This window comes from Hyphomonas sp. UBA3601 (assembly GCF_002375605.1).
In the GTDB taxonomy this organism is placed as follows: Bacteria; Pseudomonadota; Alphaproteobacteria; order Caulobacterales; family Hyphomonadaceae; genus Hyphomonas.
On record NZ_DFME01000117.1, the window covers coordinates 53,229 to 66,374 of the forward strand.

Annotated in this window: 14 protein-coding genes and 1 pseudogene; 7 read left to right on the top strand and 8 right to left on the bottom strand. The window is 58.5% G+C overall.

What is annotated here, in order from left to right; all coding sequences use genetic code 11:
* From B4F73_RS12525 to cobT, 4 genes are all read right to left on the bottom strand, one after another.
* On the bottom strand, positions 1 to 303 hold a 303-nt coding region (locus tag B4F73_RS12525), incomplete at its 3' end, for a cob(I)yrinic acid a,c-diamide adenosyltransferase (protein WP_290483429.1).
* Positions 300 to 836: an alpha-ribazole phosphatase gene (cobC, locus tag B4F73_RS12530; protein ID WP_290483430.1), complete on the bottom strand. Its 537-nt coding sequence runs from the start codon at positions 834 to 836 to the stop codon at positions 300 to 302. The genes B4F73_RS12525 and cobC, both read right to left, overlap by 4 nt.
* Positions 827 to 1,585: an adenosylcobinamide-GDP ribazoletransferase gene (gene cobS, locus B4F73_RS12535; RefSeq protein WP_290480998.1), complete on the bottom strand. Its 759-nt coding sequence runs from the start codon at positions 1,583 to 1,585 to the stop codon at positions 827 to 829. The genes cobC and cobS overlap by 10 nt, the downstream gene beginning before the upstream one ends.
* Positions 1,582 to 2,619 carry a nicotinate-nucleotide--dimethylbenzimidazole phosphoribosyltransferase gene (cobT, locus tag B4F73_RS12540; RefSeq protein ID WP_290483431.1) on the bottom strand — a complete coding sequence of 346 codons (1,038 nt, stop codon included), beginning with the start codon at positions 2,617 to 2,619 and terminating at the stop codon, positions 1,582 to 1,584. Before cobT ends, cobS begins: the two co-directional genes overlap by 4 nt.
* A gap of 336 nt (positions 2,620 to 2,955) precedes the next feature.
* Here cobT and B4F73_RS12545 point away from each other — a divergent pair, with 336 nt between their 5' ends.
* A complete protein-coding gene (locus B4F73_RS12545; protein WP_290483432.1) occupies positions 2,956 to 4,041 on the top strand; it encodes a hypothetical protein in 1,086 nt (361 codons plus the stop codon).
* A 28-nt stretch (positions 4,042 to 4,069) separates the two neighbouring features.
* On the top strand, positions 4,070 to 5,140 hold the full coding sequence (locus tag B4F73_RS12550) for an acyltransferase family protein (RefSeq protein ID WP_290483433.1): 1,071 nt from the start codon (positions 4,070 to 4,072) through the stop codon (positions 5,138 to 5,140).
* Position 5,141: 1 nt separating this feature from the next.
* On the opposite strand, the gene ychF is transcribed toward B4F73_RS12550, so the two are convergent.
* On the bottom strand, positions 5,142 to 6,239 hold the full coding sequence (gene ychF, locus B4F73_RS12555) for a redox-regulated ATPase YchF (protein ID WP_290479326.1): 1,098 nt from the start codon (positions 6,237 to 6,239) through the stop codon (positions 5,142 to 5,144).
* Between the two features lie 148 nt (positions 6,240 to 6,387).
* On the opposite strand from ychF, the gene B4F73_RS12560 reads away from it, so the two are divergent.
* On the top strand, positions 6,388 to 7,281 hold the full coding sequence (locus tag B4F73_RS12560; RefSeq protein WP_206992970.1) for a toll/interleukin-1 receptor domain-containing protein: 894 nt from the start codon (positions 6,388 to 6,390) through the stop codon (positions 7,279 to 7,281).
* A gap of 1 nt (position 7,282) precedes the next feature.
* Here the strand turns inward: B4F73_RS12560 and B4F73_RS12565 are convergent, their stop codons facing one another.
* From B4F73_RS12565 to B4F73_RS12575, 3 genes are all read right to left on the bottom strand, one after another.
* Positions 7,283 to 8,071 carry a thioesterase family protein gene (locus B4F73_RS12565; protein WP_290479327.1) on the bottom strand — a complete coding sequence of 263 codons (789 nt, stop codon included), beginning with the start codon at positions 8,069 to 8,071 and terminating at the stop codon, positions 7,283 to 7,285.
* 134 nt (positions 8,072 to 8,205) lie between these two features.
* A complete protein-coding gene (locus tag B4F73_RS12570; RefSeq protein WP_034813477.1) occupies positions 8,206 to 8,526 on the bottom strand; it encodes a 2Fe-2S iron-sulfur cluster-binding protein in 321 nt (106 codons plus the stop codon).
* Between the two features lie 17 nt (positions 8,527 to 8,543).
* On the bottom strand, positions 8,544 to 9,791 hold the full coding sequence (locus tag B4F73_RS12575; RefSeq protein WP_206992972.1) for an NAD(P)/FAD-dependent oxidoreductase: 1,248 nt from the start codon (positions 9,789 to 9,791) through the stop codon (positions 8,544 to 8,546).
* A gap of 163 nt (positions 9,792 to 9,954) precedes the next feature.
* Here B4F73_RS12575 and tsaE point away from each other — a divergent pair, with 163 nt between their 5' ends.
* The 4 genes and pseudogenes from tsaE to B4F73_RS12595 form a co-directional block, all read left to right on the top strand.
* Positions 9,955 to 10,410: a tRNA (adenosine(37)-N6)-threonylcarbamoyltransferase complex ATPase subunit type 1 TsaE gene (gene tsaE / locus B4F73_RS12580; protein WP_290480838.1), complete on the top strand. Its 456-nt coding sequence runs from the start codon at positions 9,955 to 9,957 to the stop codon at positions 10,408 to 10,410.
* Positions 10,394 to 11,485: an aminoglycoside phosphotransferase family protein gene (locus tag B4F73_RS12585; RefSeq protein WP_290483434.1), complete on the top strand. Its 1,092-nt coding sequence runs from the start codon at positions 10,394 to 10,396 to the stop codon at positions 11,483 to 11,485. Before tsaE ends, B4F73_RS12585 begins: the two co-directional genes overlap by 17 nt.
* Entirely contained in the window at positions 11,485 to 12,213 is a 729-nt protein-coding gene (locus tag B4F73_RS12590; RefSeq protein ID WP_290483435.1) for a nucleotidyltransferase family protein, read from the top strand. The genes B4F73_RS12585 and B4F73_RS12590 overlap by 1 nt, the downstream gene beginning before the upstream one ends.
* Positions 12,203 to 13,146: pseudogene (locus B4F73_RS12595) on the top strand (double-strand break repair protein AddB); the annotation flags it as partial. The gene B4F73_RS12590 and the pseudogene B4F73_RS12595, both read left to right, overlap by 11 nt.

Sequence of the window (13,146 nt, forward strand, 5' to 3'; positions counted from 1 at the left end):
GTCCTGTGTGTCCCAAGTGAAGCCTTCACCCATTGTGTGCCATTCGAGTTGATCGGGGAACTTGTCGAAGAATTGTCGTTCACCGGTAATCCATTTGCCCTTGATGAACTGGACGACCCCCACGCGGTGGCCCCAGCCAAGGGCACGGGCAATGACGCCGAAGGCCGAGCTTGACTTGCCCTTGCCATTTCCCGTGTGAACCAGCACCAGCCCGCGATCCGGCACGGCGGCCGCGTCGGTCTTCTTGCGTTGCTCTGCCTGCAGCGCCTTCATCTTTTCAGTATGGGAAGTGTCGTCGGTCATGTCGCGCTTCCTGAGTGTTCCAGCAGCGTGATGAGGCCGCCATAGGCGACCGAGCTCTGATAGTGATGGTGGCCGCCGAGCGCGGCAAAGGCTGCCTTGATTACGCCGGCATGGGTCACGACAAGAGTGTGGCTGTCGGGGTGGTTGAGTTCGGCTATGGCGTTCTGAGTGCGGGCGGTCAGCATGGCGACGCTTTCCCCCTCATGAGGCCTCGCATGGAGGAAGTCCGATGCCCAGGCATCGAGTTCATGTCTCGGCAATTCGTTCCAGGGCTTCATCTCCCAGGTTCCGAAATCCATCTCGACCAGTCGTTCATCCCGGATGATGTTCAGCCCACTCCGTTCTCCGATGAATTCGGCAAGCTCAGCGCACCGGGTCAGCGGGCTCGATACGATGCGGTCTATCCGTGGCAGTCCGGCCACAACGATGCTGGCCTCGTCCGCAAAAGAGGTCGCGAGCGCCAGGTCAGTTCGACCATAACAGGTGCCGGGTGCGACATCAGGCGTTGTATGCCGAAGGAGGGTCAGAGCCATGCGAGGAGCCCCAGATAGAATCCGATCTCGCTTGCTTGCTGTACCGCGCCGAGCGTGTCGCCCGTATAGCCCCCCAGTTTGGGCTCAAAGAACAGGCGCATTAGAACATGCGCGAAACACAATGAAACAATACCGGACAAAAGTGAGACGAAAGGAAACAGGACAGCACCGACTGCAACAGCACCCAACGCTGTGAAACCGGCAATTATCAAGCTGGACGCAGATATACCCGTTGCCACAGGCTTTCCCGTACCTTCCTCCCGCACATACCGGTTGGTCGCGATCACACACACAGCTGAGAACCGAGAGACGCAATGCGCAACGGGCAGGGCAGCGCAGACCCAGATTGGCGGTATCGCCGACAGCGCACCCACCTTGATTGCGAGCGCCAGGAACAGCGCGGCGGCCCCATATGTGCCGAGCCGACTATCCTTCATGATTTCCAATGCACGAACAGGTGTATGTCCGCCGCCAATGCCGTCAAACGTGTCGGCCAAGCCATCCTCATGGAACGCACCTGTCAGCAGCAGGCCTGCGCTGACCGCCAGCAACGCCGCCATGAAGTCCGGCAGGACCAGGGCGGCGATCCAGAAGACGCCCGCACTCACGAGTCCCACAAGTATGCCGACCAGGGGGAAATATCTCGGCGCTTGCGCCATGCGCTCCGGTGTGAACATCTTGTCTGTTCTGAGCGGTAGCCGAGTCAGAAATTGCACAGCGAGTACGAGTTTGGCGAGTTCGCCATTCATGCCGGGCCACTCACTCCGGCGCTCTCGAAGCTCGCCATCTCACGCAGCATCGCTGCGGCTGCCTTCACAAGCGGAAAGGCGAGCAATGCGCCCGTACCCTCGCCCAGGCGCATGCCCAGATGCAGTAATGGCTTGGCCTTTAGCGCGGCCAGTACACGCCCATGTCCGGCCTCTGCGGATTGGTGCGCAAAGATCATGTTCTTCCGGCAATCGGGTGAAATCGCTTCAGCGGCCAATGCGGCGACTGTCGCAATGAAGCCGTCCACGATGACAATCTTGCCGCTCGCTGCTGCTCCGATCATGGCGCCGGCCATCATGGCAATCTCGAAGCCGCCATACTCCTGGAGCGCCAGACCAGCTTCCAGTTTATCGTTCGTCCGGTTTGCAGCTTTTTCCAACAGTTCGCATTTGCGGCGAAGACCATCATCGTCGAGACCTGTGCCCCGTCCAGTCAGGTCGGCAACTGGCACTCCGAGTATTTTGGCCGCCACGAGGCTTGCTGAGGATGTGTTGCCGATGCCCATCTCGCCAAAACACGCAACCGTTTCGTCGCCTTCATGACCCAGCGCTGACCCGGAAGACAGCGCAGCAGCGTGTTCGGAGGGTGTCATCGCGGGCCGCTCAATGGCGTTGGCCGTGCCTGCTGCGATCCGACGCGGGATCAGGCCTGGGTGATCGATCAGCTGTCCAGCTACTCCAGCGTCAACCACGCGGACGCTCGCGCCAACAGAACGGGCGAAGACATTGGCGGCTGCGCCCTCCGAAAGAAAGTTGAGCACCATCTGGCGGGTCACATCCTGCGGGAATGCCGAGACACCCGCTGTTGCCATGCCATGGTCAGCTGCAAAGATGGTGAGCCTGCATGTGTCCGCGCGAGGCGTCAGGGATTTCTGGATCTGCGCGATCTGAACAGCAAGCGTTTCGATCCCCCCCAGTGCGCCAAGTGGTTTGGTTTTGCCGTCGATTGCTGCGCGAATTTGAGCTTCAAATTGCGCTTCAGAATGGGATGCATCCGTATCTGTAGGTGTCTGCATGATGAAGAATGCCCGTTTACTTAAATCGTGTGGCGGGGTTCTAGGCAGCATCGGAGGCGATTGTACAGGCTCGGCAAATTTCTCATGTCAGCTTTTTCCTGGAGGTTCGGCGCCAGTCGCGCGGCTTTCCGACCTGCTTCCGCATGTCCTGCGCAGCCTGAAAATCCGGGCGTCACAACTGAGTCGGCGGGCAAGGTTCGGTGGCGCCAAGAGCCACACAGTCTCGCCACACTTGGCGCATGCATCCTGTGCTTGTTTCTCTATCTTGGCATACCTTTTGCGTTGTAGAGTCTGTGTGTCGCGGCGATTGTGCGACTGTCAGGATTCGAGACCAAGGTGCGTATGTACGCCTCCGGCAACAGCAAGATTCTCTTCATTACGCATGGCGCGGGTCGCGGCCGCAAAGTGCCGACAGGCGATGTTTTCCTGAAACGGCTGGCAGCGAAGTCTGATCCCTTGCTCAAGGATATCCGGATCCATCGCACAGGTTCCGGGTCCGCCAACTTTGAGGGTGTGGGGCTGGTCGTCTTCTGGCTGGGCGATCCTCTGATGCAGAAGTACCCGGCCTGTTATGTTGATGCTTTGGCCATTGCCGAAGAGGCGGTTGATCGAGGGATTCGTATCCTCAACCATCCAGACGCGCTCAGCAACACGACCAAATCCAGGCAGGCGCATATCTGGGCTGACGCAGGCGTACCATGCGCCGCCGCTGCGTCGGCATCGACATTGGAGGAGATGGCGGGCGCGATCGAGCAAATCGGATTTCCCTGTATCGTCCGAAGTGATCAGGAGCATGCACAAAGACAGGTTGCGACCCTGTTCAAGGCTGAGGACGCAAAGGCGCTCGACAGCGAGGGGTTACTGCCAGCAGTTGTTCTGAAGCTGTATGACATCCGTCAGGAATACCGTGACGTTGGCAGGCCCCGCTCCGATCTCTTTGCGCGCTATCACCACAAGGCCCGAGCGTTCGTGTGTGGTGACCGTGTTCTGGCATCTCACCTGTTCTTTTCGACCGAGAGAATCGTTGGCCTGTCCAACAGTCTGTTCCAGCGGGAGGCGAGCCGACTGCGGCGTCTGGCAAGATATTTTGGCTATCATGAGCGTTTGCGAGCCGACCTGATTGCTGCAGACAAGGCATATTTCTCCGCGCCTTTGGAAGAGGCGCAGGAACTCGTTCAGGCGGTCAGGGCGCTTGGGCTGGACTTTGCCGCGGTCGATTATAGCATCCGTCCAGAGGGGCACATCATCATATGGGAGGCCAATCCGTATTTCTGGTTGCCCCATGGCAAGGCCAGCGTTTTGTCGCGCCAACGCGATGCAGTCACCCGCGTGGACCAGACATTCGATTGGTTCACTGCTTGCATCAAAGCCTATTGTAATGATCATCCCACCTTGTCGGTGGTTTCTGCATCCCGACGCTGAAACGATGTCGCCCTTGGAGTTGCATTGAATGTTTTCGACGCATCTTATCGCCGCACCACCTGCGCAACGGGTAGATTGGGTAGATTACGCGAAGGGCATCTGCATCATTCTGGTGGTAATGATGCACGCGGTAAATGGCGTCGAATATCTGTTCGATGAGCAAGGATGGATGCATCCCATCATCGATTTTGCACGGCCCTTCCGAATTCCAGACTTCTTTTTGGTGGCGGGTCTGTTCCTGAGCCGGTCGATTCATGCGCCGCTCGCCGACTATCTCGACCGGAAAGTCGTGCATTTCATATATTTCTACGTGCTCTGGCTCACGCTCCAGCTTCCCGTTCTGGAGTTCGGTGCGTTGGTGTCCCATCCTGGTTATGTCCTGAAGCTATGGTTCTACAGCTTCGTCGAACCCTCGAACTCGCTTTGGTTCGTGCACATGTTGGCGATCTTCTATGTGGTTACGCGCTTGCTGCGAAACGTGCCGGTCTGGATCGTGTTTGCAGGCGCCTTCATCCTCCAGTCTCTCTACCAACTTGTGCTGATTGATACGGGATGGGGCGTGATCGACCGGTTCGCAAACCGGTATGTTTATTTCTTCATGGGGTACGCGTTTGCACCACAAATCTTCCGATTTGCCGGAAGGGCGGCCAAAGCGCCTTGGATCGGAGCCCTTGGTTTGCTGGCTTGGGGCATTCTGAATTGGTGGGCAGTCAGCCTCGCCTTGCATGAAGAAGTGGTTGCGAGTTTCATTCTGGGCATCGCCGGCGCGACTGCCGTCTGCGTCGTGTCAGCGCTGCTGACCCGGTTCCGCGCAGCAGACTTTCTCAGATATTGCGGTCGGCACTCGATCGTCATCTACCTGACCTACGCGTTTCCGCTCGTTGCGATGGAGCGACTGGTGCTGCCTGCAATCGGAGCGCCCTTCGGCGATGTGGGGCTGGCGTCCGCCTTGACCCTGACATTCGCTGTTGCGCTCCCGCTTGCCTTCCACGCCCTCATTCGCGGCACGCCGCTCAATTTCCTGTACGTCCGTCCGGATTGGGCCAGCTTGTCTGGAAGCGAGCGCGGGAAAAGGCGCGCTGCGTTGTCGGCAAAATAGCCTAGACGTTGAAGCGAAACAGCATCACATCGCCATCCTGGACTATGTAATCCTTGCCTTCTGACCGCATCTTGCCGGCTTCTTTCGCGCCTGCTTCGCCGCCATGCTCGACATAGTCCATGTAGGCAACGGTTTCGGCGCGGATAAAGCCTTTCTCAAAGTCACCATGGATAACCCCGGCAGCCTTGGGAGCACTCCAACCTTTCCGGATGGTCCATGCGCGGGATTCCTTCGGTCCGACCGTGAAATAGGTCTGCAGGTCGAGAAGGTCGTATCCGGTATGGATCAGACGGGTCAGGCCCGGCTCTTCCAGTCCGAGCGTCTCAAGATATTCGCTGCGGTCCGGCTCATCCAACAGGGCGAGCTCGGCTTCAATTTGAGCTGAAATCACAACGCACGCAGCGCCTTCTTCAGTCGCGCGGGCCTCGACACGACTGGAATATTCGTTACCTGTTGCGGCACTGTCCTCATCAACGTTCGCGACGAACAGAACCGGTTTTGAGGTCAAGAGCTGCAGCATGTTCCACGCTTTTGTGTCGTCTTTCGAGACAACAGCGCGTCGGGCCGGGCGACCTTCGTTCAGCTCGGCAAGTGCGAGATCAATCAAAGCGACCTGAGCCTTGGCTTCCTTGTCACCGGAATTGGCCTTTTTCACGACGCCGGCCTTGCGCTTTTCAAGGCTTTCCATGTCAGCCAGCATGAGTTCGGTCTCGACGACTTCGAAGTCGGCAATCGGGTCGACCTTCCCGCTGACATGCGTGATATCGTCATTCTCGAAACAGCGAAGGACATAGATGATCGCGTCTGTCTCACGGATATTGGCGAGGAATTTGTTGCCAAGGCCTTCACCTTGGGAGGCGCCCTCTACGAGACCCGCAATGTCCACGAAGTTCATGCGCGCCGGGATGATCTCCTTCGAGCCACCGACTTCGGCGAGCTTCTCCAGCCTGGGCTCTGGTACGGCGACTTCGCCAACATTTGGCTCAATCGTGCAGAATGGATAGTTGGCCGCTTGCGCTGTGGCCGTCTGAGTGAGCGCATTGAAGAGTGTGGACTTTCCCACATTGGGAAGGCCTACGATGCCGCATTTGAAGCCCATACCGGTCTCCTGAGTAACTGGTTCGCCGCGCAAATAGCCGTATTCACAGCCGAAAAACAGACGGAAATATCGCCTGATAGCGGAATTGGGTGGAATATTAAGGGTCTATGGGTATGCTTGGCTCATTACTTCAAGAGGTAGCGCGCATATGGCGTACGATGTTTTCCTGGTATCGGCGATCGAAGATCGCGACATGGCGAAGTTGGTCGCACGTCGGCTGCGTTCGCTAAAGTTCAAGGTCTGGTTCGATCAAAAGCAGGTGGACAATACGTTCGATGCCAAGGATGCACGCAATGCGGGCAATTCCAAGCATATGCTTGTCATGTGGTCCGAACATGCAGTGAAGAGCGACTGGGTGCGTGCGGCGGCTTCTGTCGGGCATTCGCGGCCTGGCATGTTGGCCCAAGTCAGCGTCGACAAGACGATCCCTTACGAGCCGTTCAAAAGCGACAAACGTTTCTCGATTGAGGGCATGACGTCGCGCAAGACTCCTGAAGGCTTTTACAAACTGATCGAAGAGCTCGGCCAGCGCGATGGGCGCTCCGACCTTCGAGAGTGGATGGGGTATGGCTCGAAGGATGAAGAAGCGCGGGAAGACTGGCTCACGGCTCATCCGGACGACCCGCTTGCTATTGATGCAAAGAAGAAGCGTGAGAAGGCGATGGGTATCAAGCCTGCGCCAGCGGCCGAGACGGCCAGCGCAGCCGCCTTGGCAAAGGCTTCCGTCAAACCGCATGTCGCAAGTTCCGGTCCAGGCCAACGCCCAACAAGCTCAGCGGCGCCTGCCACTTCAGATCCATTGGGCATGGGATGGGGCACGATTGCCGCAGTTGGCGCAGCCGTGTTCGCAATGTTTTTCCTGAGCTGGATTTTCCGCTCTCAGACGATCACCGCTCCGGTCTATGCCGGTGCACCGGGTGTCGGAAATGCTTATGTCCTTCAGGAAGCCTGTCCAGCAGGCCAGGTGCCAGCATCACTCATGAAAGTGCTCGAGCCGGGGCCGATCGTGAATGATACTGAAGAGCCGGAGCCTGAAAACTAGTTCAGGCGAAGACGGCGATGGTCTGTCGGCCGATCATGATCGGTTGGCCTGATGTATTCCACAACGTCATGGCTTGGCTGTTATAGCCATCCTTTGACGTATCGGCGACATGCCGGGCCAGGAACCACCCCTCGTTCGTCCGAATGTCATCTGTCAGGAATTCTGCCATCCATGTCATGGAGCTGATACGGGCCTGTCCTGTCAGCATCGACATTGCCGCAGGCGGTGGTGCGTCTGCGAGTGCCAGGACGGAAACCGCGTCCGGCGGAACCGAGCCATCCTTGTGCCGCATCCAGAGAGACATGTCTGCGTCTGGCGCACCCGACATCGGGGGGCTTCCATTCGCCAGCCGCATGTTGAAGTTGCGGGTGAAGGCAGGGCGCCTCGGCGACTCTCCGAAGAAAGATGCGGTCTCGTCCGGGGAGGTAACTTCAGGCGCAGGAAGGTTTGCAAAATTGAGGGATGACTCACGGTGTGCCCCAAAGGCAAAGATCGCCTCGGCAGCAACGCCTGCTTCGCCCATCATGCGCACGCTCGTAAAGACGGTATTCTTGCCTTCGCGCAGCAGGGTGGCGGTGCATTCGACGTCACCCGACACAGGCCCGACAAATGCCACTTGCGCAGACCGGATCTGACGCCCGCCAGAGGTCGGCATCGCGGCTTGCAGGCACAGCGCCGCAGTCAGCCCCCCATAGGTTGTGCGGCCTTGCATCCAGGTCTCCGGCACATGAAAAGACATGGCATGGTCGCCGGTCTGTTTGCCGCTGCGCATGAGGGTGGTGAAATCCATCAGTCTCTCCCTGACTACAAGAGCGCCAATTTAGTCAGTTCTGGAAAGGAACCAACTCTTGACGCCGGGGTATGCGAACAAAAAAGCGCCCCGGCATATCACCGGGACGCTCAATGTTTTCGATAGGGCGCAGCCTAGTGCTGGCTCTCCGGTGTCGTGACTTTCAAGCCATCCAGATCTTCCGAAACGGTGATCTGGCAAGACAGGCGGGAATTTTCCTGAACATTTTCAGCGAAATCCAGCATGGATTTTTCCATTTCTTCCTGCTCTCCAACTTTGTCCATGAAGGCCTGGTCGACATATACATGGCATGTGGCACACGCGCAGGCGCCGCCGCAATCGGCATCAATGCCCGGAATGGAGTTCTTGATAGCAGCTTCCATCACGGTCTCGCCGTTCTGGGCCTCCACAACGCGCTCGGTGCCGTCGTGGTCGATATAGGTAATTTTCGCCATGTGCGGGTTTCTCTCCTTCAAGCTGCCACTGCGTTAGTGGCAATCTCTTTCATTGTTATTGATGTGTCTGCAAGAATGTCAGCCGAAAGCTTGGCGCCTGACATGATGAGCTTCTTGGATGCGAGGAATTCGGGCGGACTGTTGATCGCATCCACTGCGATGAGCGTTCCGTTCTTCAGGTAGAAGGCCGCAAACTTTCGATCCTCCGGTGAACCTCTCACGACGATCTCGTCATACCCGGCGCCGAGCCCGGCGATCTGGAGCTTGAGGTCGTACTGGTCTGACCAGAACCAAGGGCAATCTTCATTCGGTCGCGGTTTGCCAAGAATGGCGGCGGCAGCGAGCTTGCCCTGCTCGATGGCATTGTGGACGCTTTCAAGCCGGCCAGAGCGACCAAAATGCACCAGCGGCCGACTGGCGCAATCGCCTGCGGCAAAGATTCGTGGGTCGGATGTGCGCGCATCGCGATCAACAAGAATGCCATTATTGCAGGCAATTCCGGAATCTTTGGCGAGTGCTTCGTTTGGCAGGATACCGATGCCGACCAGAACAATGTCCGCATCGAGTTTGGTCCCATCGGTGAGCACGGCAGCGGTCACCGCGCCATCATTCCCTTCAAGCTTCGACAGGCTCGTCTCTGTGCGAATCTCAACGCCCTGGCGGCGATGCTCAGCCTCATAGAACTCGCTCATGACCGGGCTTGTAACTCTGGCTAGAACACGTGGTGCCATTTCCAGAACGGTCGTTTTCAGACCCATTTGCTGGGCGACGGCCGCTGCTTCAAGACCGATATAACCAGCTCCGATAATCACCATGGAGCGTCCGGCCACCATTTGCGGCCGGATCCGCTCGACATCGGCAAGACCGCGCAGCGCGTAGACATGCTCAAGCTCTGCACCGTCGATCGGCAGGGCGCGAGGGCGCGAACCCGTCGCGATGATCAGCGCGTCATATTCGAGGTGGCCACCATGTTCGAGATCCACTCTGCGTTCCGCCCGGTCGATGCTGGTTGCACGTGTCGAAAGGATCAATTCCACATTGTTGTCTTCGTACCAGGCGGCTGGTTTGAAGTAGAGGCGCTCCTCGGCGAACTCACCCTTCATATAGGCTTTTGACAATGGTGGGCGCTGGTAGGGCAGTGCCGGTTCTTCACCGACCAATGTCAATTCGCCCGTATAGCCACCCATGCGCAGGGATTGAATTGCTTGCGCCGCAGCTTGCCCAGCCCCAAGCACCACAATGCGTTTTGCGTCTGTCAAATCCAATGTGCTATTCCCGGTCTACGTAGGGTCAATTCGTGACGCCTGCGTCATTTTTAATGTTCTAGGCCAGTCTGCCTGTTACTGCAAGGCATGTCACCACGCGTTTTGCCGCAATTTGGTCAGGAAACGATGGTGTGTGAGGTCAGTCTTTTATATGCACATGATGATGAAATTGACCTACCGACTCGACAATGAGGCTCACACGCTCGCATTCGGCAATGCGATCGCCCCCTTGCTGAAGCCGGGCGACGTGATTGCCTTGCATGGCGGACTGGGTGTCGGGAAGACGACATTTACGCGAGGGCTGGTCCGGGCGCTCATACCGGACATTCAGGAAGTGCCGAGCCCGACATATACTCTGGTCCAAGCCTACGAGGCTCCGGATTTTCCCGTCTGGCATTTTGACCTCTATCGGCTGGGATCGCCTGACGAAATGGCTGAGATTGGGTGGGACGAGACGCCGGAAGGCGTGGCGATTGTCGAGTGGCCGGAGAAAGCGGGAAAGCACCTTCCTGCGTGGCGGCTGGATATCGTCTTTGACTTTGAAGGCGAACATCGGCTCGTATCCCTGGAACCCCAAGGCGAAGATTGGCGGGCGCGCTGCAATGAATTTCAATTCTAATTCCCGCGACGCGCTGATCGCCGATTTTCTTGCGCGTCATGGATGGGGTGGTGCAGACCTCAAGCCATTGGGACAAGACGCATCCACGCGCCGGTATGTTCGGATGGTGCGCGCTGATGGTTCGGCGGCGATGCTGATGGATGCCCCACGCATCGAAGCCGACCCATGCCCACCGGATGCCGATGATGCCACGCGCAACGCGATGGGCTGGAATGCACAGACGCGTTTGGCGGCCTCTCGTGTCGACGCCTTCGTCCTGATTGCGCACCATCTCAGATTACTCGGTTTTGAGGCGCCGGAGATATTTGCGCATGATACTGAAGCCGGGTTGGCTATTCTGCAGGATTACGGCGACGGTAGGGAATTGGCTCGGCAGATCGAGCAGGATCCAGCTTTGGAAGTGCCCGCCTACATGCTGGCCGCTGGCATGTTGGCAAAACTTCATCAGCAACCGATCCCCGAAGCTGTGATCTATGGGTCCGAGCAATGGCCGATTCTCGATTTTGACCGCCTCGCATTGTCCTCGAATGCTGACCTGTATGCGGACTGGTTGCCAGTGGAGGCGGGTGGCGGTGCGCTGACTGGACTTGCCCGCGTTAGGTGGGAGTCCGAACGTGATGCCCTGATCGAACAGGCAATGTCGTTCCCGCGAGTGTTCACTCTGCGTGACTATCATGCAGAAAACCTGCTCTGGTTGGGCGACGACCGCATCGCGCTGCTCGATTTTCAGGACGCGGTGAAGGGCTGGGATGCGTGGGATATGGCCATGCTGACCCAGGACGCGCGACGGGACGTTTCGCATGAGGCGTCCGAAGCCGCGATCCGGCACTATCTCGACCAGACCGGCAAGACGCGCGAGGCCTTTGACGAGCGGCTCGCCGTGATTGGGGCTCTCAACGCGCTGCGTATTGCAGGTGTGTTCTCCCGGTTGCAGCATCGTGATGGCAAGGCCCGGTATGGCACATTCCAACCGCGCCAACTGAAACTGCTGGCCTGCAATCTGTCCCACCCCGCACTGGAGCCCATGGCGGCCTTCGTGCGGGAGACGACCCCCTTCGTGTTCAAGGAAAGCTGATGTCATCAAATATTCCGCATACGGCGATGGTGCTGGCCGCCGGGCTCGGTACCCGGATGCGGCCGCTGACGGACACATGTCCGAAGCCCCTGATAGAGGTTGGTGGCAAGCGTCTGATGGACCGGATGATCGACCCACTGATCGAAGCGGGCGTTCAGCGGATCGTCGTCAATGTCCATTGGCTCGCCGATCAGGTCGAGGATCATGTTTCGGGCATCAAGGGTGTGGACCTGATTGTGTCGGACGAACGTGGCGAAGTGCTTGAAACAGGCGGCGCGCTGGTGAAAGCCGCGCCAATGCTTGGCGATGATCCCGTCTTCGTGGTCAATACAGATGCGTTCTGGGGTAACGGTGATTCGAGACCTTTCCTCGATCTGGCCAGCGCATTTGACCCAGCGCAGATGGACGAGATCCTCCTTCTCGCGGATACGCAGCGCAGCCTGGGATATGGGGGCGCCGGAGACTTTCTCCGTGCCGAGGATGGCAGCCTCAAGCGACGCGGCGAAAACCCGTCTGCCCCATGGGCCTATGCGGGAGTACGCATCCTCAAACCGCAAGCATTCTCAGGCCTCGCCGTGGAGCGCTTCTCGGTTGCTTGGCGAATTTGGGGGCCGCTTGTCGAATCCGGACGGCTGCATGGTCTGCCACTGGATGATTTCTGGCTGCATGTGGGCGATCCGGACGCCCTGAAAGATGCCGAAATGTGGTTGCGCTGCCATGGCGCGTGATCCTGCCCTGTTTGGCGTAGGCGCGCCAAAAGTCTGGTCCATCCCGCCGGGCGAAAACTTCCTGAAATGCCTCGCAGCGGAACTGGCTCGCGCGGTGGATTTGCAAACCATTCCGGATGCGTTGGCGGACGCCACCATTTATGTTCCAAACCGCCGGTCTGCGCGGGAATTGTCTGCCGCTCTTTTCCTCGCCGCGAACGAAACCCCGATCCTGTCGCCAGACATCCGGGCGATGGGCGATCTCGAAAGCGACGAGGCCCCGCCTGTCGCCGAGTTTTCAGTAACCGATTTGCCCCCAGCACTGGCGCCTGCCAAGCGGCTCGGAACATTGGCCTCTCTTGTGCAGGCCTATTATCGCGAGAGTTCCGGCATGGATGTTCCGCCATCGTCGGCGCTTGCAGCCGCGAACGAGCTGGCGCGATTGCTGGACCAGGCTCATCTCAGCCCCGGGGCTGACTGGAGTGGGCTGGCAGATCTGGCGAAAGACGCCGACCTTGCCCAGCATTGGGAGAACTCGGCCAAATTCCTCGAAATCATAACCGATGCCTGGCCGAAATGGCTTGAAGAGCAGGGCGTTACCGACCCCCTTCAACGGAGATTGCTGGCTGCGGAAGCGACCGCAGAGGCTTGGCTGGCGCATCCACCCGAGGCACCGGTCATCATTGCCGGCTCGACCGGGGCGACGCCTGCCGGGCGCGCGTTGATGAAAGCCGCGCTGCAATTGCCGATGGGGCTTATCGTTTTGCCCGGGCTCGATTCTGCCGCCTCGGAAGAGCATCGTGCCGGTATTCTTTCCGAGGTCGGACATCCGCAAAATACGTTGCTCAATACATTGGTCGCGCTCGAAATTGAGCCGGGGGCTGTGGCTGAATGGCCTGGCATCGAGATTGGCCCCAAGCGCGACGCGCGCCGTCGCATGATCATGGAGGCGCT